We start from the raw sequence: 19,041 nt of genomic DNA on the forward strand, positions 1-19,041 counted from the left end.
GGCTGCCACGGCCCGGCGCGCACACAAGGGATATTTGGTACGGCCGCGGGCGCGGCGCAAGCACCGCCCGGCCGGTGTCGGCGCCAATGCTCCCTGTGCGCCCCCGGAGCCCTGTTCGCTCCCGGCGTCCCGGTGCGCGCCGGTCACTCGCGCCAGGGCTGGTCGCGGTGGGTGAAGGCGGCGCGCAGCTCCGGTTCGCCGATCGCGCGGATGCCCCGGACGGCGACGGAGGTGAGGAACGACCGCTCGTCCCCGGCCGGCTTCCCGGTCAGCGTGCGCAGCAGCCGCTGTCCGGCAGGCGAGGCCCAGGGCGAATAGGGGTGCGCCTCGAAGCGGGCGATGGCCAGGCAGCTGAGGGTCAGCACGAGGGGCAGCGCGAACCAGGCGCCCACCAGCGGGCGCGGTGTGCCGGTGTCGCCGGGCAGCAGCAGGGCCGTCGTGCCGAGCGCGGCCACGGCGAGTGCGGCGGCCCGCACCCGGCGGACGGCGGAGCCCACCGTCGTCCCCGCGCCCTCGGGCACCGCGAGTCCCGCGCGCACCAGGCCGTCGGCCAGGCGGCGCACGGCCTCCGCGCCGGCGGCCCGTGCCCGCGCCGCCGCGATCCGCGACTGGCCCTCGGGCCCTATGGCGCCTATGACGGACCGTTCGATCTCGTCGCGGCCCCGCGGGTCCACGACCGTGGCCCAGCCGGTGTGCGCGAGCAGCAGCCGGCGCTGGCGGGCCAGGGAGACGAGGGTCACATCGGCCACCCGGGCGGGGCCGCCGGAGAGGAACGCGGCCTCGTACAGCGTCAGATCGCGCTCGCCGGCCGGCGGCGCGCCGGGTGCGTCCGTCGTGCCCGGTGCGTCCGCGCGTACGGCCGCCAGGCAGAGGCGGGCGCAGGCCGTACCGGCGAAAGCCCAGGCCAGGAAGAGGAGGAGGACCCAGAACATGAGCCGTTTGTATGCCAGGGGTCCCGTTGGACACCATGCTCTGTTCACCATGCGGACGCGCTGTTGCCGGTACGTGACGTTCCGTTTGTTCCCGGCCGGCGTCCGGCCGGAGCGGGACCGGCGGCGCGACGACCGTCGCCGCGGGCGTGGTGCGTGGCGGCCGGGCGGCGGGACGGACGTGGCCACGCGCCACGTCCGGGTGCTCGCCGTACTCGTCTCAGACCCGTCGCCGCAGCGCCCGTGCCAGCAACCCCCGCTTCCTGGGGGCCGGGCCCGCGCGGTCCAGCCACCACTCCCGCAGGGCGCGGCGGCTGCGCGCGTCCTCCGGGCGTCCCAGTTTCAGCAGGTGGCCGGCGAAGTCCAGCGCGTCCTGGCGGTAGCCGGCCCGCATCGGACGGCGGCGGGCGTACTCCAGGAACGCCTCCCGGTAGTCCGTCCCGAGGATCACCGGGAGTTCGGGCGCCACCTTCGCCACCACGTCCGCCCGCTTGGCCGCGAGCGCCCGCGCCTGCACCCCCATCCGCACCCGGTCGAACCCCTCCGGCACCGGAGTCCCCGCCACCAGGGACGACAGCACGGCGGTCTGTGTCACCCCGAGCCGCTCGCGCACACCGGCCGCCGCCCGCGCCAGGACGCGGACGCCCCCGGCCCCGGCGCCCTCGGTTCCGCCGCCCTTCGCACCGTCGTCCCCCGTGGCCCCGGCGCCCTCCGGACCGGTGCCGGCGGCACCCCGCACCGCCGCGGTCCCCGCCGCGCGGCGTCCGGCCGCCACCGCCGCCCGGACGGAGGCCAGCTCCCGCTCCAGCTCGGCCGGTCCGGGGAAGTTGTCGTCCCGCTCCAGCAGCACTCCCGGCGGTGCGACCCGGGCGGCGAGGCCGGTCAGGATGCCGAGCACCGGGCGGGGCACGGGGTGCGCGTGGCTGTCGTGCCAGACGCCGTCGCGCTCGAAGCCGCCCGCGACATGGACGTAGGCGATCGCCTCCACCGGCAGCGCGGCCAGCGCCTCCGCCGGGTCCTCGCCCCGGTTGACGTGGTTGGTGTGCAGGTTGGCCACGTCGATCAGCAGCCGGACCCCGGTCCGCTCGACCAGCTCGGACAGGAACTGCCCCTCCGTCAGCTCCTCGCCCGGCCAGGAGAACAGCGCGGCGATGTTCTCCAGGGCCAGCGGCACCGGCAGCGCCTCCTGCGCGATGCGCACGTTCTCGCACAGCACGTCCAGCGCGTCCCGGGTACGCGGGACCGGCAGCAGATGACCGGCCTCCAGCCGGGGCGACGCGGTGAGCGCGCCGCCCGCCCGGACGAAGGCGATGTGCTCGGTGACCAGCGGGGAACCGAGGGCCTGCGCCCGCTCGGCGAGCGCCGTCAGCCGGCCCGCGTCGGGGCGGTCCGCGCCGCCGAGGCCGAGGGAGACACCGTGCGGCACCACCGTCACACCGCGCTCGCGAAGCCGCAGCAGCGAGTGGGGGAGATGGCCGGGGCACACGTTCTCCGCCACGACCTCCACCCAGTCGATGCCCGCCATCGCCTCCACGGCGTCCGCGATCTCCGGCCGCCATCCGATCCCGGTCCCCAGCCGCATGGTGCTCCCCCTCCCGGCCCGCGCCCGTGCGCCGAGCGAGGGGGATATGGCCCCGCCGCGCGGCGGCGAATCCCGCCCCCGACGCGTTCAGAGCAACATTTGAGGTTCCGGCAACCCGGCCCGGGCGGGACGGGACCGGTGGTCAGGCGCCGGGCCGGCGCAGTGCCGGGTGGTCGGCCACCACCGTGCAGCTGCCGGGGGCGATCTCCGTGAAGCCGGCGTCGCGGACCAGGGGCAGTCCGGCGGCGGTCAGCCGGGCCCATTCGGCGGCGCCGGCCGTGCGGACGGCCAGCGGGAAGCCCGCGTCCCGCCACGCGGCGCGCTCCGCGCCGGACAGCGCCCACCAGGCCAGCTGGGCGCCGTGCCCGGCCTGCGCCATCGCCTTGCCGGCCGACATCTCCAGCTCCGGGTTGAGCCAGAGCACCGGCTGCGCCGGATCGGCGGCGCCGGGCGGCTCGGGGTCGTCCAGCTCGGTGCCCGACACCTGGAGCTTGGCCAGGTCCTTGGGCCAGCCGTCCAGCGGGACGGGCGGGAAAACCCGCACCTGCGCCGACCGGCCGGTCAGCGTGGTCCCGGGCAGTGCCTCGGCGCGCCGCCACTCGGCGCCCCGGGCCCGCCGGACGACCTTCCGGATGCGCGCGTCCTCCCAGTTCCGCACCGCCTTCGCCCACTCCCCGTCGCCGTGCGCGCGCTCGTCGGCGAGCAGGACGAGCACGGCCCGCGCGGCCGTCTCCAACGCGTCGGTCCGGGCGGGCGGGGCGCTTCGCTCGATGCGCACGACGAGGGGCAGCACGTACTGCGGTGCCTCGTCACCGGGGCCGGGCTCGGCGCGGAACGGGCGGGTGGCGGGGGCGGAATCGTGGCTCACGGGAGCCCAGCCTACGAACCCGCCGGCGCGCCCCTCGACGCGCGGTCCCGTGACGGCCCGGGACCCGGCCGGAGAAGCGGGACCGCGGCCCGGGCCGCCGCGTCAGAATGGCCTCCATGCGCCGTGACCGTGAGCTGTGCCTGACCGCCGTGGGCCGCCGCTACGGCGTGCGCGGGCCCTGGGTGCTGCGCGGGGTCGACCTCGCCGTCGCCCCCGGCACCCTCGTCCGGATCGAGGGGGCCAACGGCAGCGGGAAGTCCACCCTGCTGCGGCTGCTCGCCCGGCTCGACGCGCCCACCGAGGGCCGCGTCACCGGCCGGCCGCGCACGGCGTACGTGCCCGAACGGTTCCCGTCCGAGCTGCCCTTCACCGCCGCCGGCTACCTGACCCACCTCGGCGCCCTCCACGGCCTCGGCCGCCGGGCCGCCGCCCGCGCCGCGCACGCCTGGCTGGAGCGGTTCGGCGCGGGCCCGTACGCCGGTACGCCGATGGCGCGGCTGTCCAAGGGCGGCAGCCAGAAGGTGGCCGTCGCCCAGGCCCTGCTCGGCGATCCGGAGCTGCTGGTGCTGGACGAGGCGTGGACCGGGCTGGACGCGGCGGCCCGGGCCGAGCTGGACCGGGCGGTGGCCGAACGGACGGCCGCCGGGGGAGCGGTGGTGTTCGTGGACCACGACCCCGGCCGGCTCGCCGGGGTGCCCGACGCGACGTACACCGTGTCCGGCGGCGCCCTGCGCGGCCGTGCCAAAAGCGGTGGTCCGGTGGCGGACGGGCCGGTCACCGCCCTCGTCGTCCAAGGGCCGCCGGGCGGACGGCTGCCCCCGGAGGCGGTACGGGCCGCCGTCGCCGTCGAGGAGCGGGCCCGCGGCAGCCACCGCCTGACCGTCCCCGCCTCCCACTCCGACGCCGTGCTGCGCGCCCTGCTCACGGCCCGCCCGCCCTGGCACGTGGTGCGCGTCGACCCCGCCGGCACCCCGCCCGACCCCGAAGGCCGCCCATGACCGCCCTCCTGCGCTACCAGGCCGACCTGCTGCTGCGCTCCCGGCGCTGGCTGCCCCCGGTGATCCTCTACGCCGCCTTCCTGGCCGTCGGGGTGCGCGGCGGCCAGCCGGTCCTCGACTCGCTCGGGTACGGCGCCGCCGCCCTGCTGCCGGTGGCCGCCTGGCTGGCGCGGATCTGCGTCACCGGCGAGCCGCCCGCGGCCCGCGCCTGCGTCGCCGCCGCGCGCGGCCCCGCCCGCGCGCACCTCTCCTGCCTGCTGACCGCGCTGCTCGCGGCCGTGCTGCTGGGTGTGGCCGCCACCGTGGTGGTGACCCTGATCAGCGATCCCGCGAGCACCGGGCACCGGGTGCGCGTCCCGCCGGCGCGGGCGCTGGCCGCCGGGCTGCCGGCCGCGCTCGCCTGCGCCCTGCTCGGCACGGCCGTCGGCGCGCTCACCGGTCCGCCGGTTATGCGCTCCACCGGGCGCGCGGTGCCCGCCATGCTGCTCGGCACGCTGCTCGCGGCGGTGGCGTCCGGCTCCCCGGCGCGGGCCGCCGTCAGCGGCCTGGTCACCGGCTCGACGACCGGCCGGGCACCGCTGGCGCTGCTGCCGCTGGCGGGCGCGGCCCTGCTCGCGGCGGCCGCCTGTGCCGCCGCGGCCTGGCTCACCGGCCGCCGGTCACCCTGAACAGGCGCTGCGCTGGGCCTCCTGCCACTCGCACACCGGGCACAGCGTGATGCCCTTGTGCGACTCCGGGTACTCGGTCGGCTCCCGGCACAGCACACAGTCCGCGTACGGGGGGCCGCCGGCCTTCGGGGGCCGGGCCGCGTCCGCGATCGTGCAGTAGTCCTCGTCGTCCATGTCTTCAGCGTAGGACGGTCAACGGCCGGGGCCCGCCTCGGCGATCAGCTCGGAGACCTTCACGAACCGGTAGCCGCGCTCGCGCAGCTCCGGTACGACCGCGCGCACGACCCGTTCGGTGGTCGGGGCGGCGCTGCGGGTGCAGTGCAGGACGACCACCGAGCCCGGCTTCACGCCGTCGAGCACCTGCCGGATCACCGCGTCGGCGTCCGTGGCGAACGCGTCGCCGCTGATCACGTCCCACTGCACCGCCGTCACCCCGAGCCCGCTGAGCGCGCGCAGCGCCCGCTGGTCGTAGCAGCCGCCGGGGAAGCGGAAGTACGGCATCGGATGGGACACGCCGGCCGCGCGCAGGGAGGTGTACGCCTGCTCGACGTCCGCCCGCATCCGGCCGGCGTCGACCGTGGGCAGGCCGTAGCAGTCGGCGGTGAAGGCGTAGTGGCTGAAGGAGTGGTTGGCCACCTCGAACCGCGGGTCGCGGCCCAGATCGCGGGCCTGGGCCGGGTACTGCTCGGCCCAGCGGCCGGTCATGAACACTGTGGCGGGCACCTTCAGTTCGCGCAGCGCCCGGATCAGGCCCGGGTTGTCGAAGCGCTCGCCGGAGGCCGCACGGGGCCCCTGGTCGGCGGTCATGTCGGCGTCGAAGGTGAGCGCGACCGTCCGGCCCCGGGTGCGCGGGCCGTGCTCGAAGACCGGGGTCAACCCGCCGGGGCCCGGCGCGAGGACCGGGGGACCGGCGGGCGAGGGGGAGCCGGGGGCGGGGGAGACGGAGGAGGCGGGGCGGCCCCCGCCGGCGGTGCCGCAGGCGGTGAGCGAGGCGCCCAGGAGACAGAGGGCGGCGAGACGACGTACGAGTGGGGTCACCGTAGACATTTAAGTCTGAATGTCGGTTTATATGCTTAATTGACGTCCAGGAGGGTGGTGCCCTCACCCGTCCGGGGGCCGCTTCCCCGCGGTCAGTCCAGTTCCCGCCGCTCCAGCGGCTTGACCGCCGGTCCCTGGAGCACCGAGCCGTCCACCGCGAACCGCGAGCCGTGGCACGGGCACTCCCAGGCGCGCTCGGCCCGGTTGAAGGAGACCAGGCAGCCGAGATGGGTGCAGCGGGCGGACACCGCGTGCAGGGCGCCCTCCTCGTCGCGGTGCACGGCGAGCCGCTCGCCGTCGTGGCGGACCAGCGCGCCGTCGCCCGGTGCCAGGTCCGCCACCGAGCCCGGCGGTTTCAGCCGGTCGCCGACGAAGTGCCGGGCCACCTCCGCCTGCGTCTTCAGCAGCGACGGCGCCTCACGGACCACCGACTTCAGCCGGCGCGGGTCGTACAGCTCCCGCCAGACGCAGTCCCGGCCGGTGATCAGCGCCTTCAGCAGCAGCCCGGCCATGATCCCGTTGCTCAGGCCCCAGCCGCCGAAGCCGGTGGCGACATAGGCGTGCCGGGCCGCCGGGTGGAGCGGGCCGACCAGCGGGACGGTGTCGGTGGACTCGTTGTCCTGGGTGGCCCAGGCGTGGTCCAGGCTCACCCCCGGGAAGTGGGTCCGCGCCCAGGCGGCGAGCCGGTCGAACCCGGCCCGCGGATCACCGGTGCCCGGGGTGAAGTGCTCCCCGGTCACCACGAGCAGCCGCCGCCCGTCCGGGCCGTAGGGGGCGGTGCGCACCGAGCGGGTGTTCTCCTCCGGGGTGATGTACATGCCGTCCGGATCCGGGCCGTCGCCCAGCGGGCCGGCCACGACCAGCTCCCGGCGCGGGGACAGGCGGGTGAACAGCAGGGCCCGGTCGAACACCGGGTAGTGGGTGGCGATCACCACGTCCCGGGCGGTCACCACGGGACCCGCCGCGGTCGTCAGCCGGCACGGCTCGCCCTCCGTCAGCCCGGTCACCCGCGTGTGCTCGTACACCCGGCCGCCGAGCCGCAGCAGGTCGGCGGTGAGCGCCCGCAGGTACTTGACCGGATGGAACTGCGCCTGCCCCGTCACCCGGACCGCGCCCGCCACCGGGAACGGCAGCCCGGTCCGCGTGGTGAACGAGGCGGGCAGCCCCGCCTCCCGGGCGGCGTCCGCCTCCGCCCGCACCTCGGCCACCCGCGATCCGTCCCGGACGTAGGTGTAGGCGTCCCGGGTCTCCCACTCGCAGTCGATGTCCAGCTCCGCCACCAGCTCCGCCGCGTGCTCGATCGCCTCCGACTGCGAACGGGCGTACAGCCGGGCCCCGTCCGCGCCCCGGGTGCGCCGCAGCCGGTCGTAGATCAGGGTGTGCTGCGCCGTCAGCTTGGCGGTGGTGTATCCGGTGACCCCGGCCGCCGCCCGGCCGGCCTCCAGCACCGCCACCCGCCGCCCGGCCCGGGCCAGCGCGTGGGCGGTGCTCAGCCCGGCGATGCCCGCGCCGACCACGGCCACGTCCACCTCGGCATCCGCGTCCAGGGCGGGGTGGTCCGGCCCCGGAGCGGTGTGCAGCCAGTACGAATCGGTGAGCCTTCGCTGCTCGTGCATGCCCGCCGGGTACCCCGGGCGGGCCGGCTCACGTCTGCCGCGCCGGCCGCTCCCGGCGCCACCGTCCTCTCCGGACAGGCGGTGGTCCGGCTCCCGCCGGGCCCCTCACCGGGGCCGCGGGCCGCCGGCGGTGCCGGTCACGGGGAGCCGGGGCGGTGCGCCGGCCGCGCGGTGGGGTTCGTCGCCGGTGGCCCGCGGGCCGCTGCCGGCGGGCTGCCTTGCGCCCCCGGTGGGCCGTGGGCCGCCCTCGCCGGTGCGCGTGCCGCCCCCGGCGGGCCGCCGCCGGTCCGCCGCCCGGGGTCGCCGTCGGTGTGTCCCGCCCTGGGCGCGGGGGCCCGGTCCTGGTCCGGCGGGTCCGGCCGGTTGCCGCGCTCCAGGAAGTGCAGCAGCTCCACCGGGATCGGCAGCACCAGCGTGGAGTTCTTCTCGGCCGCCACCGCCATCACCGTCTGCAGCAGCCGCAGCTGGAGCGCGGTCGGCGTGTCGGACATCTGCTGGGCGGCCTCGGCGAGCTTCCTGGACGCCTGGAGCTCGGCGTCGGCGTTGATGATCCGGGCCCTGCGTTCCCGGTCCGCCTCGGCCTGGCGGGCCATCGACCGCTTCATCGTGTCCGGCAGGGACACGTCCTTGATCTCCACCCGGTCGACCTGGATGCCCCAGCCCACCGCCGGGCTGTCGATCATCAGCTCCAGCCCCTGGTTGAGCTTCTCGCGGTTGGACAGCAGATCGTCCAGGTCGCTCTTGCCGATGATCGACCGCAGGGAGGTCTGCGCCATCTGCGACACCGCGAACTTGTAGTCCTCGACCTTCACCAGGGCGCTTGCCGCGTCGACCACCCGGAAGTAGACCACCGCGTCCACCCGGACGGTGACGTTGTCGCGGGTGATGCCCTCCTGCGCCGGGACCGGCAGCGTCACGATCTGCATGTTGACCTTCTGCAGCCGGTCGACGAAGGGAATGATCAGGTTCAGGCCCGGCGGGCGTACGTCCCCGGTGACCCGGCCGAGCCGGAACAGCACCCCGCGTTCGTACTGCTTGACCACCCGGGCCGCCGACGCCAGATAGACGGCACCGGCGGAGCCCGCCGCCACAACGGCCACCAGAAGGTCCTCGACCATGGTGACCTCCTCGCCCAGAGGTCGGTTTTGTCTGTTGTTGCCACGATAGGCCCGTGGGGCCCGGATGCCGAGAGGTACCGGCGTCCCGGCCCCACGGGCCCGCCCTCACGCCGCCGTGACCAGCTTCACCGGATCGGTCCCGGCCGTGCTGTGCCGCGCCGCCCAGTTGTCCAGGGCCATGCGGCAGGCATGGTCCAGGTGGTGCAGCCCGGACACGTCGAGCCGGACCGGACGGTCCTGGGGCAGCGACTCCAGGCTGTCGAGGATCTTCGGCAGCTTCAGGAAGGTCGCGTTGCCCGTCAGACGCGCCTCCACCCGGTCCGCGCTCTCGTCCACGACCTCCAGCCTGACGTGCGAGGCCTCCCAGGCGGTCTTCACCACCGCCAGCGCCAGACCGATGAGCACGCCCTCGAACATGCTGACCGCGACGATCGAGACGGCGGTGGCGGCGAGGACCACCGCCTCGCCCCGGTGCTCGCGCCACAGCGTGCCCAGCGAGCGGACCGGGATCAGCTTGGCGCCCGCGTGGATCAGGATGCCCGCGAGGGCCGGGATCGGGATGTAGCCGAGCACACCGGGCAGCAGCGCCGCGAACAGCAGCAGCCACACGCCGTGCAGCACCCGGGACGCCTTCGTGCGGGCGCCCGCCTGCACGTTGGCCGCGCTGCGCACGATCACCGCGGTCATCGGCAGCGCGCCGAGCGCCCCGCACACCATGTTGCCGGTGCCCTGGGCGATGAGTTCCTTGTTGTACTCGGTGCGCGGCCCGGAGTGCAGCCGGTCCACGGCCGCCGCGCTGAACAGGGACTCGGCGGACGCGATCAGGGTGAACGCGACGACCGTGCCGAGCAGTCCTACGCCGGCCAGTTCGCCGAAGGCGCTCAGCGGCGGCGGCTGGACGGACCCGAGCAGGCCCTGCACCTCGACCGTGGCCACGGGCAGGTCCAGCGCGAACACGGCCAGGGTGGCGAGCCCGACCGCGGCGAGCGGGCCGGGCACCGTGCGCGCCTTCTCCGGGGCGTGCTTCCACAGCAGCAGCACCGCGATGGTGCCCGCGGCCACCGCCAGCGAGGACAGGGCGCCGGTGTCGCCGAAGGCGTCCACGAGCGTGCCGGGCAGTTCGCCGATCTTGTCCAGGCCGGAGTCGGGGGCCTTCGCGGCCATCGCCGGGTACAGCTGCCCGGCGATGATCACCAGGCCGATGCCGGCCAGCATCCCCTCGACGACGGAGACGGAGATGGCGCGGAAGTAGCGGCCCAGCCGCAGCAGCCCCATGGCGACCTGGAGGACGCCGCAGGCGAGCACGATCACGCCGAGCACCGGCAGGCCGAACTCCTTGACCGCCTCGTAGACGAGCACGGTCATGCCGGCCGCCGGGCCCGACACCTGGAGGCTGCTGCCGCGCATAAATCCGGTGACGAGGCCGCCCACGATGCCGGTCACGAGGCCGAGTTCGGCCGGTGCACCGGAGGCGACGGAGACCCCCACGCACAGCGGAACGGCGACCAGGAAGACGACGAGCGAGGCGGCGAAGTCCTCCTTCAGATGGGGGAAACGGGATATGAGGGTGCGGTTGTCGGTCATCGGCGGACTCACAGGGCCTCGAAGCTGTCGGTCGGCCGGCGGTGCGTCCGTACGGCGCCGGTGTGCACCTCGTAGTACCAGGCGTGCAGGTTCAGTCCGCCCTCGGCCAGCCGCCGCTCGATGCAGGGGTACGAGCGCAGCCGCAGCAGCTGGGTCAGGACGTGGCTCTGCACGCCCTCGGCGACCTCCGGGTCCTCGGCCTTGCCGGACGGGCGCGGGGTGGCGGAGGCCAGCCAGTCGCGCACGGCCGGTACGGAGGTGAGGTCGTCGCCGCGCACCAGGGCGCCGACGGCGCCGCAGTGCGAGTGGCCGCAGACGACGATGTCGCGGACGCCGAGCACTTCCACGGCGTACTCGATGGTGGCCGCCTCGCCGGTCGGGCGTTCGGAGGCGTAAGGCGGGACGATGTTGCCGGCGGTGCGCAGTTCGAACAGCTCGCCGGGGCGGGCGCCCGTGATCAGGGCCGGGACGACCCGGGAGTCGGAGCAGGTGATGAACAGCACCTGCGGGGACTGGCCTTCGGCGAGTTTGGCGAACTCCTCAGGGCGCTGTCCGAAGGTGCGGGCGTTGTCGATGAGGGGCTGCATGGGTGTGGGTTCCTCCTGGCGCGCCTGCCCGGCGCGTCGGACTTGAACGACGGTTGTGGGGGGCGGGGGAGAGCGGCCCGGCCTCAGCAGCGGAAGACCTGGAGCGCTGCCGGGGTGCGGGCTCTGAGGGCTCCGGGGGCGGGCTGGTGCGGCCCGCCGGAGGGTTCCGGCGGGCCCGCGGCGGGCGCCCGGCCGGACACGGGGGCGCTCTCGCCGGGGCATCCGGCCGCCGGACCGCGGTGCCGGTCACGGGCGTGCGGGATGCCCACGGGCAGTTCCGGGGAGCCGGGGGCGCGGATCGTGTCCGCCCCGGCGCGCGCCGGCGGCATGGAGGAGGTGATTCCGGTCTGCGCCTCGGTCAGCGCCGTGCCGATCGTGTGCGCGGGTGCGAAGACTCCTGTGCCTGTGCGGAGCTGGAGCGCGAGCAGCACCACGCCGAGGACGGCGAGCAGGCTCCGCACGGCTGTACCGCGGAACATGAGCCCCCCTCTCCCCGTGTTCATGTTTCTAGTCCAGACCAAGCCTTGGTCAATGGATGGTCAAGAAACACCTTAGCCTCGCAAAGTCCTTTGCTGGGTTAACTGGACGTTAACGGGCTGAGAGAGCGTAAAAACTGCGGGTCACGTGGCCTGAAGTGGCCCTTGACCCGCAGTGGTTGATCCGTTATTGGGGGGCGTCGGCTAGGCGCCGACCAGTCCCTTCGCGTCCCGGGCCAGCGCGGTGAGCCGGGATATCGCGCGGAAGTACTTCTTGCGGTAGCCGCCGTTCAGCATCTCCTCGCCGAACAGCCGGTCGAACGGCAGCCCCGAGGCCAGCACCGGGACCTCGCGGTCGTAGAGCCGGTCGGCGAGGACCACCAGCCGCAGCGCCGTCGACTGGTCCGGCACGGGCCGCACCCCGGTCAGGCACACCGCCCGCACCCCGTCGGTCAGCGCGCCGTACCGGCTCGGGTGCACCGTGGCCAGGTGCTCCAGCAGGCTCGGGAAGTCGTCCAGCGAGGCACCCTCGGTCGCGAAGGCCGTCTTCATGACCTCCTCGTCGGAGAAGGGCGCCGGGGCCTCGGGCAGACCGCGGTGGCGGTAGTCCTCGCCGTCGATGCGCAGCGCGCGGAAGTGGGCCGACAGGCCCTGGATCTCGCGCAGGAAGTCGGCGGCGGCGAAGCGTCCCTCGCCCAGCTTGCCGGGCAGCGTGTTGGAGGTGGCGGCGAGCGCCACGCCCGCCTCGACCAGCTTGCCGAGCAGCGTCGACACCAGCACCGTGTCACCGGGGTCGTCCAGCTCGAACTCGTCGATGCACAGCAGGCTGTGCCCGGACAGCGTGCGCACCGTCTGCTGGAAGCCGAGCGCGCCGACCAGGTTGGTCAGCTCCACGAAGGTGCCGAACGCCTTGCGGGACGGGTCGGCCGGGGCGGCGTGCCACAGCGAGGCCAGCAGATGGGTCTTGCCGACGCCGTAGCCGCCGTCCAGGTACACCCCCCTCGGGCCGGCCGGCGCCTTGGGGGCCTTCGCCCGGCCGAAACCGAAGAAGCCGCGCAGGCCGCCGCCGGACGCGGGCGGCCCGCCCAGGGAGGCGGCGAAGCCCTCCAGGGCCTTGACGGCCTCCGTCTGGCTCGGCTGGTTCGGGTCCGGGATGTACGTGGCGAAGCGGACCGAGTCGAAGCGCGGCGGCGGCACCATCTCGGCGACCAGCCGGTCCGCGGGCACGTGCGGCTCGCGGGCGCACAGGGACAGGGGGCCCGCGTCGGTCAGGGGGCCGGAACCGGGGGTGGCGCTGGAGGAGGACACGGTTATCCATGCTAAGCGCCGTGTCACACTGCACGAATGCGACGCCTCTTCCCTGTGACCGAAGAAACAGCAGCCCAGGACCCCACAGGAGCGCCGGACGGCGCGGCCGGCGCCGCCGCCGGGGGGCCGGCCGGCCCCGCCGCGGCCGCGGACCGGGAGTGGAGCCTCGCCGAACTGGCCGCCGCCTACGCCTACCCGGAGCCCGCGCCGGGCGCCCCGCGGCCGTGGCTGCGGGCCAACATGGTCTCCTCCCTCGACGGCGCCGCCCAGCACGACGGCCACTCCAAGCCCATCTCCAGCGCCGCCGACATGCGGATCTTCGGCACGCTGCGGGCGCTCGCGGACGTCGTGCTGGTCGGTGCGGAAACGGTACGGCAGGAGGGGTACCGCCCCGCCCGGGTGCGCGCCGAGTTCGCCGGGACCCGCGCGGCCGCCGGGCAGGGGCCGGTCCCGGCGATCGCGATCGTCACCGCGAGCCTGGACCTGGACCTCACCCTGCCCCTGTTCACCTCGCCCCTGGTCCCGACGCTGATCCTCACCGGGGCCGCCGCCGCCCCCGACCGGGTCGCCGCCGCGGAGAAGGCCGGGGCCCGGGTGCTGGTCGCCGGCGACGGGGGGGGGGGGGGGGGCGGCCCCCCCCCCCCCCGAACAGCCGGGCCCGACGGACCACCCCTCCCTCCCACCATCCCCCCCCCCATCTCCCCCCCCCCCCCCCCCGCCCCCCCCCCCCCCCGCCCCCCCCCCCCCCCCCCCCCCCCCCCCCCCCCCCCCCCCCCCCCCGAGACCCTGGCCGGCCTCGGGCACACCCGGCTGCTCACCGAGGGCGGCCCCCGGCTGCTCGGGCAGCTGATCGCCGCACAGGTGCTGGACGAGTTGTGCCTGACCGTCTCGCCGACGCTGACGGCGGGGGGTGCGCAGCGCATCGCCGGGGGACCGTCGGTCGCCGTCCCGCACCGGTTCGCCCTCGCGTCCCTGCTGGAGGAGGACGGTTTCCTCTTCGGGCGCTACCGTCGGCCTTGAAATCAACGGAATCAGCCGTTCCGGTTCGCTTCCGGAGGGCAGACTTAATCCGGCAGTACCCGTGCGATCACGGGGAAGGATGGTTTCCGCAGGGGCCCTGCCGGGCCCTCTAAGGAGAAGAGGCGCCTGGTGTTCACAAGCGTTCTGATGATCGAGAAGGCCCTGACGTCCGCCGACGTGGAGTTCGTCACCACCTTGCACGGAGACGAGCCCGTCTCCTTCCACGTCCTGCTCCAGCCGCGCGGCGAGCAGGCGGACCGGTTGCTGCGGGCCATCGACGACATCGCGCTCGGCGAACTCGACGAGGCGGTGCGGGAAGGGGAGACCCCCGAAGGGCACGAGGCGCGCGGCGTGGGGCAGCAGGCGCTCGACGTGTCGCTCCAGGCGCTGCGCTCCACGGGGAGCGCGGCGCAGGGGCGGCTGGTGGAGGACCACCCGCTGGACGCGCTGAAGGCGCTGGTGGCCGAGGTGGGCGCCGACGAGGTGATCGTGCTGACCGATCCGCACTACGTCGAGGAGTTCTTCCACCGGGACTGGGCCTCGCGGGCGCGGCACAAGGTGGGGGTGCCGGTGCTGAAGCTGTTCTCGCACAGCAAGGCGTAGGCGCTTCGCCGGGACGGCGGCCGAGCGCCCGGCCGGGGTGCCGGCGCGCCCCCGGGCGGGCCGCCCCGCGCCCCTTGCGGGGGCGGCGGTGCTTCAGCGCATAGGCTAGGCGTGCTTCCAGCTCGTACCGTCTCTGGGGAGAAACGCATGGCACCCGGCCTTCCTACCGCCATGGACCGACCGCACTTCATCGGCATCGGCGGCGCCGGGATGTCGGGTATCGCCAAGATCCTCGCCCAGCGCGGGGCCGCGGTGGCCGGCAGCGACGCCAGGGAGTCGGCGACCGCCGAGGCGCTGCGGGCGCTCGGTGCCACCGTGCACATCGGGCACGCGGCCGGGCACCTCGCCGACGACGCGAGCTGTGTCGTGGTGTCGTCGGCGATCCGCGAGGACAACCCGGAGCTGGTCCGCGCCGCCGAGCTGGGCATCCCGGTGGTGCACCGCTCCGACGCGCTGGCCGCGCTGATGACGGGGCTGCGGCCGATCGCCGTGGCCGGCACCCACGGCAAGACCACCACCACCTCCATGCTGGCGGTCTCCCTGACCGAGCTGGGCCTGAAGCCGTCGTACGCCATCGGCGGCGACCTGGACGCGCCCGGCTCCAACGCGCTGCACGGCGAGGGCGACATCTTCGTCGCCGAGGCGGACGAATCGGACCGCAGCTTCCACAAGTACGCGCCCGAGGTCGCCATCATCCTCAACGTCGAGCTGGACCACCACGCCAACTACGCCTCCATGGACGAGATCCACGAGTCCTTCGAGACCTTCGTGGACCGGATCACCGAGGGCGGCACCCTGGTCGTCTCCGCCGACCAGGAGGGCGCCCGGGAGCTGACCCGGCGGGTGCGCGCGGGCGCGGTGCGGGTGGTGACCTACGGCGAGGCCGAGGACGCCGACGTGCGGGTGCTGTCCATCGTCCCGCAGGGGCTCAGGAGCCGGGTCACGGTGGTGCTGGACGGACAGGAGCTGACCTTCGCCGTCTCCGTGCCCGGCCGGCACTACGCGCTCAACGCGGTCGCCGCGCTCACCGCCGGCGCCGCCCTCGGCGTCCCGGCCGCCGAGCTGGCGCCCGCCCTCGCCGCCTACACCGGCGTCAAGCGGCGCCTCCAGCTCAAGGGCGAGGCGGCCGGCGTCCAGGTGATCGACTCCTACGCCCACCACCCGACCGAGATGACCGCCGACCTGGAGGCCATGCGCGGCGCCGCCGGGGACGCCCGCATCCTCGTCGTCTTCCAGCCGCACCTGTTCTCCCGCACCCAGGAGCTGGGCAAGGAGATGGGGCAGGCGCTGGCCCTCGCCGACGCCTCGGTGGTGCTCGACATCTACCCGGCCCGCGAGGACCCGGTCCCGGGCGTGACCAGCGAGCTGATCATCGAGGCGGCGCGCGCGGCCGGTGCCGATGTGACCGCCGTCCACGACAGGACGGAGATCCCGGCGGTGATCGCGGGAATGGCGAAGCCCGGTGATCTCGTTCTCACCATGGGCGCGGGCGACGTGACCGACCTGGGCCCGCTGATCCTGGACCGCCTCGCGCGGTAGGCGAAGGAGCTGAGAACTGATGGCGTACGACGTCGAGAAGCCGGACGAGCAGTGGCGCGCGGAGCTGACCCCGGCCGAGTACGCCGTGCTGCGCCGGTCCGGCACCGAACCGGCCTTCACGGGTGAGTACACGGACACCAAGACCGAGGGGGTGTACTCCTGCCGGGCCTGCGGCGCGGAGCTGTTCACCTCCGGCACCAAGTTCGAGTCGCACTGCGGCTGGCCGTCCTTCTACGACCCGAAGGACTCCGGCGCCGTCGAGCTGATCGAGGACCGCTCCCACGGCATGGTCCGCACCGAGGTCCGCTGCGCCCGCTGCGGCTCCCACCTCGGGCACGTCTTCGCGGGGGAGGGCTACCCGACCCCCACCGACCAGCGGTACTGCATCAACTCGATCTCCCTGCGGCTGCGCCCCACGGAGGGCTGAGGCCACCGCCGCCGAGCCCGGACCACCGGCCGGGCGTGCCGCACCGCGGCACGCCCGTGCGGGCCCGGCGCGCCGAGGACGCCGGGGCCGTCGTACCGGCCGGTGTTCCTCCCGGGGCTCGTGACGCGTGCGGTCTAGACTCTCCCGGCATCAGCCCCGAGCGGTCGGACCGAAGGGTACGCGGCGTTTTGATACGGATAGATGCAGTCACCAAGCGGTACCCGGACGGCACGGTCGCGGTCGACCGGCTGTCGCTGGAGATACCCGATCGCGCGATCACCGTGCTGGTGGGACCCTCCGGCTGCGGCAAGACGACGACCCTGCGGATGATCAACCGGATGGTGGAGCCCTCCGAGGGCAGCATCCTCCTCGACGGCCGGGACATCCGGCAGCAGCCCGTCAATACCCTGCGCCGTTCGATGGGTTACGTCATCCAGAACGCGGGCCTCTTCCCGCACCGCACCATCCTCGACAACATCGCCACCGTCCCGCGCCTGCTCGGCCGGAGCAGGCGCGAGGCCCGGGCCCGGGCCGCCGAGCTGATGGAACGGGTCGGACTCGACGCGGCCCTCGCCAAGCGGTACCCGTACCAGCTCTCCGGCGGCCAGCAGCAGCGCGTCGGCGTGGCCCGCGCGCTCGCCGCCGACCCGCCGGTGCTGCTGATGGACGAGCCGTTCTCCGCCGTCGACCCCGTCGTCCGCAAGGGGCTCCAGGACGAACTGCTGCGCATCCAGGAGGAACTGGGCAAGACCATCGTCTTCGTCACCCACGACATCGACGAGGCGATCAAGCTCGGCACCAAGGTCGCCGTACTGCGCACCGGCGGCCGGCTCGCCCAGTACGCCCCGCCCGCCGAACTGCTGAGCGCGCCCGCGGACTCCTTCGTGGAGGACTTCCTCGGCGCCGACCGCGGCATCCGCCGGCTCTCCTTCTTCCCGTCCGCCGGGCTGGAGTTGCAGACCGAGCCCCTCGTGCCGGCCGACGCCGACGCCGGCACGCTCGCCTCCCGGGCCACGGCCGCCCCCTACCTCCTCGTCACCGACTCCGACGGCAGGCCGCTCGGCTGGAGCGAGCCCGGCCGGCTCACCGCCGGTGCCGTGGACCGGGACCGGCTCCTCGACCACGGACGGCCGTTCGTGGCCGGCACCGACTCGCTGCGGGCCGCGCTCGACGGTGCCGTGCTGTCGCCGACCGGATGGGCGGTCGCGGTCGACGGCGACGGGCGCGCCGTCGGCGTCGTGTCCCAGCAGGTCATCGCCGAGGCGATCCGGGCCGCGCACAGCCGGGTGGCCGAGCGGGCCGAGGGGACGGCCGGGCGGTGAACGGCTTCTTCGACCTCCCGAGCGACCTCGGGCAGGGCTGGCTCGGCCTCGTCGGGCTGCACCTGCGCGAGGCCCTGCTGCCGGTGCTGGCCGGACTGCTCGTCTCGCTGCCCGTCGCCCAGCTGTGCGTGCGCTTCCGCTGGATCTACCCGCCGGTCCTCGGCGTCGCCACGATCCTCTACGCCGTCCCGTCGCTCGCCTTCTTCGTCGTCCTCATCGACTACTTCGGGCAGAGCGAGACCACGGTGATGATCCCGCTCGCGCTCTACAGCCTGGTGGTGCTCGTCCCGGCGATCGTGGACGGCGTCCGCTCGGTGCCGCCGGAGACCCTGGCCGCCGCCCAGGCCATGGGCTTCGGCGCCGTACGCCGGTACTTCCAGATCCAGCTCCCGCTCGCCGTGCCCGCCCTCATCGCCGGGCTGCGGGTGGCGACCGTGTCCAGCATCTCCCTGGTCAGCGTCGGCATGCTCATCGGCAACCAGGGCGCCCTCGGCAACATGCTCTACGCCGCCCAGACCTACGGCCGCCCCGCCCTGGCCGTGAACGCGGTGCTGACCATCGGAGTGCTGGGCGTGCTCGCCGACGCCGCGCTGGTGCTGCTCCGCTTCCTGCTCACGCCCTGGATGCCGCGGAAGGGGGCCGGCCGGTGAACGTCCTCGACTTCGCGCGCGCCTTCTTCGGCGACGGCGCCCACTGGCACGGCTACGACGGCATCCCCACCCGGTTCGCCGAGCACGTCGGGTACTGCCTGGAGGCGCTGGCGATCGCCGCCGGGATCGGTCTGCCCATCGGCCTGCTCACCGGCCACACCGGCCGGGGCGGCAACGTCCTCGCGCTCCTCGCCACCGCCGGCCGGGCGCTGCCCAGCTTCGGCCTGCTGGTGCTGATGGTCATCTGGATCGGGATCGGGCTGCTGCCGGCGATGATCCCGCTGGTCGTGCTCGCCGTCCCGCCGATCCTGGTCACCACCTACGAGGCGATCCGCTCCGTCGACCCCTCGCCGGTGGACGCCGCCCGGGGCATGGGCATGCCCGAGACGCGGGTGCTGTTCCAGGTGGAGGTGCCGGTCGCGCTCCCGCTGATCCTGAGCGGGCTGCGCACGGCGGCCGTCCAGATCGTCTCCACCGCCACCATCGCCGCCTACGTCAGCCTGGGCGGCCTCGGCCGGTACATCATCGACGGCCTCTACCAGAAGGACTACGAGAAGGTCGTCGGCGGCGCCGCCCTGGTCGCCGGTCTGGCCCTGGTGACCCTGGCCGTGTTCTGGGCGGTGTCCCGGCTCGCGGTGTCGCCGGGAGTGCGCCGGGGCGGCCGCGGTTGACGGCCGCCGCGGCGGAGAGCAGGGGCCGGCGCGCGTG

Annotated in this window: 20 protein-coding genes; 9 read left to right on the forward strand and 11 right to left on the reverse strand. The window is 74.9% G+C overall.

Annotated elements, in window-relative coordinates:
• Nucleotides 1-143: 143 nt before the first annotated feature.
• The 3 genes from ACZ63H_RS12450 to ACZ63H_RS12460 form a co-directional block, all read right to left on the reverse strand.
• A complete protein-coding gene (locus ACZ63H_RS12450) occupies nucleotides 144-932 on the reverse strand; it encodes a TIGR04222 domain-containing membrane protein (protein ID WP_469864101.1) in 789 nt (262 codons plus the stop codon).
• A gap of 217 nt (nucleotides 933-1,149) precedes the next feature.
• The gene (locus ACZ63H_RS12455) at nucleotides 1,150-2,511 is read right to left on the reverse strand and encodes an MbnB/TglH/ChrH family RiPP precursor modification enzyme (RefSeq protein ID WP_469864103.1); all 1,362 of its coding nucleotides are present in this window, start codon (nucleotides 2,509-2,511) and stop codon (nucleotides 1,150-1,152) included.
• A 142-nt stretch (nucleotides 2,512-2,653) separates the two neighbouring features.
• A complete protein-coding gene (locus ACZ63H_RS12460) occupies nucleotides 2,654-3,379 on the reverse strand; it encodes an aminoacyl-tRNA hydrolase (RefSeq protein ID WP_469864105.1) in 726 nt (241 codons plus the stop codon).
• Between the two features lie 116 nt (nucleotides 3,380-3,495).
• Between ACZ63H_RS12460 and ACZ63H_RS12465 the strand changes: the two genes are divergently transcribed.
• Together ACZ63H_RS12465 and ACZ63H_RS12470 are read left to right on the forward strand one after the other, a co-directional pair.
• Nucleotides 3,496-4,377: an ABC transporter ATP-binding protein gene (locus tag ACZ63H_RS12465; RefSeq protein WP_469864106.1), complete on the forward strand. Its 882-nt coding sequence runs from the start codon at nucleotides 3,496-3,498 to the stop codon at nucleotides 4,375-4,377.
• On the forward strand, nucleotides 4,374-5,045 hold the full coding sequence (locus tag ACZ63H_RS12470; RefSeq protein WP_469864108.1) for an ABC transporter: 672 nt from the start codon (nucleotides 4,374-4,376) through the stop codon (nucleotides 5,043-5,045). Before ACZ63H_RS12465 ends, ACZ63H_RS12470 begins: the two co-directional genes overlap by 4 nt.
• On the opposite strand, the gene ACZ63H_RS12475 is transcribed toward ACZ63H_RS12470, so the two are convergent.
• From ACZ63H_RS12475 to zapE, 8 genes are all read right to left on the reverse strand, one after another.
• Nucleotides 5,037-5,219, reverse strand: coding sequence for a hypothetical protein (locus ACZ63H_RS12475; RefSeq protein ID WP_469864110.1), 183 nt, complete (start codon nucleotides 5,217-5,219; stop codon nucleotides 5,037-5,039). The two genes, ACZ63H_RS12470 and ACZ63H_RS12475, sit on opposite strands and share 9 nt — an antisense overlap.
• Nucleotides 5,220-5,237: 18 nt before the next feature.
• Complete coding sequence (locus ACZ63H_RS12480) at nucleotides 5,238-6,083, reverse strand: polysaccharide deacetylase family protein (RefSeq protein WP_469864111.1); 846 nt, start codon at nucleotides 6,081-6,083, stop codon at nucleotides 5,238-5,240.
• A gap of 92 nt (nucleotides 6,084-6,175) precedes the next feature.
• On the reverse strand, nucleotides 6,176-7,699 hold the full coding sequence (locus tag ACZ63H_RS12485) for an FAD-dependent oxidoreductase (RefSeq protein ID WP_469864113.1): 1,524 nt from the start codon (nucleotides 7,697-7,699) through the stop codon (nucleotides 6,176-6,178).
• A 137-nt stretch (nucleotides 7,700-7,836) separates the two neighbouring features.
• A complete protein-coding gene (locus ACZ63H_RS12490; RefSeq protein ID WP_469864114.1) occupies nucleotides 7,837-8,817 on the reverse strand; it encodes a slipin family protein in 981 nt (326 codons plus the stop codon).
• A 105-nt stretch (nucleotides 8,818-8,922) separates the two neighbouring features.
• Complete coding sequence (locus tag ACZ63H_RS12495; protein WP_469864116.1) at nucleotides 8,923-10,401, reverse strand: SulP family inorganic anion transporter; 1,479 nt, start codon at nucleotides 10,399-10,401, stop codon at nucleotides 8,923-8,925.
• 8 nt (nucleotides 10,402-10,409) lie between these two features.
• The gene (locus ACZ63H_RS12500) at nucleotides 10,410-10,988 is read right to left on the reverse strand and encodes a carbonic anhydrase (RefSeq protein ID WP_469864118.1); all 579 of its coding nucleotides are present in this window, start codon (nucleotides 10,986-10,988) and stop codon (nucleotides 10,410-10,412) included.
• Nucleotides 10,989-11,071: 83 nt separating this feature from the next.
• Entirely contained in the window at nucleotides 11,072-11,467 is a 396-nt protein-coding gene (locus ACZ63H_RS12505; protein ID WP_469864120.1) for a hypothetical protein, read from the reverse strand.
• 201 nt (nucleotides 11,468-11,668) lie between these two features.
• Nucleotides 11,669-12,772, reverse strand: coding sequence for a cell division protein ZapE (zapE, locus tag ACZ63H_RS12510; protein WP_469864122.1), 1,104 nt, complete (start codon nucleotides 12,770-12,772; stop codon nucleotides 11,669-11,671).
• A gap of 36 nt (nucleotides 12,773-12,808) precedes the next feature.
• On the opposite strand from zapE, the gene ACZ63H_RS12515 reads away from it, so the two are divergent.
• From ACZ63H_RS12515 to ACZ63H_RS12545, 7 genes are all read left to right on the forward strand, one after another.
• On the forward strand, nucleotides 12,809-13,792 hold the full coding sequence (locus ACZ63H_RS12515; protein WP_469864124.1) for a pyrimidine reductase family protein: 984 nt from the start codon (nucleotides 12,809-12,811) through the stop codon (nucleotides 13,790-13,792).
• A 129-nt stretch (nucleotides 13,793-13,921) separates the two neighbouring features.
• Nucleotides 13,922-14,395: an indole-3-glycerol phosphate synthase gene (locus ACZ63H_RS12520; RefSeq protein ID WP_469864126.1), complete on the forward strand. Its 474-nt coding sequence runs from the start codon at nucleotides 13,922-13,924 to the stop codon at nucleotides 14,393-14,395.
• A 147-nt stretch (nucleotides 14,396-14,542) separates the two neighbouring features.
• Nucleotides 14,543-15,934: a UDP-N-acetylmuramate--L-alanine ligase gene (murC, locus tag ACZ63H_RS12525; protein WP_469864127.1), complete on the forward strand. Its 1,392-nt coding sequence runs from the start codon at nucleotides 14,543-14,545 to the stop codon at nucleotides 15,932-15,934.
• 19 nt (nucleotides 15,935-15,953) lie between these two features.
• Nucleotides 15,954-16,361 (forward strand): peptide-methionine (R)-S-oxide reductase MsrB, encoded by a 408-nt coding sequence (gene msrB, locus ACZ63H_RS12530; RefSeq protein ID WP_469864129.1) that lies wholly within the window; start codon nucleotides 15,954-15,956, stop codon nucleotides 16,359-16,361.
• Nucleotides 16,362-16,549: 188 nt separating this feature from the next.
• Complete coding sequence (locus ACZ63H_RS12535; protein WP_469864131.1) at nucleotides 16,550-17,683, forward strand: ABC transporter ATP-binding protein; 1,134 nt, start codon at nucleotides 16,550-16,552, stop codon at nucleotides 17,681-17,683.
• Nucleotides 17,680-18,333 (forward strand): ABC transporter permease, encoded by a 654-nt coding sequence (locus ACZ63H_RS12540; RefSeq protein WP_467938208.1) that lies wholly within the window; start codon nucleotides 17,680-17,682, stop codon nucleotides 18,331-18,333. The genes ACZ63H_RS12535 and ACZ63H_RS12540 overlap by 4 nt, the downstream gene beginning before the upstream one ends.
• The gene (locus tag ACZ63H_RS12545; protein ID WP_469864133.1) at nucleotides 18,330-19,004 is read left to right on the forward strand and encodes an ABC transporter permease; all 675 of its coding nucleotides are present in this window, start codon (nucleotides 18,330-18,332) and stop codon (nucleotides 19,002-19,004) included. Before ACZ63H_RS12540 ends, ACZ63H_RS12545 begins: the two co-directional genes overlap by 4 nt.
• Nucleotides 19,005-19,041: the final 37 nt, after the last annotated feature.

It is taken from the genome of Streptomyces sp. NPDC104831, assembly GCF_055583025.1.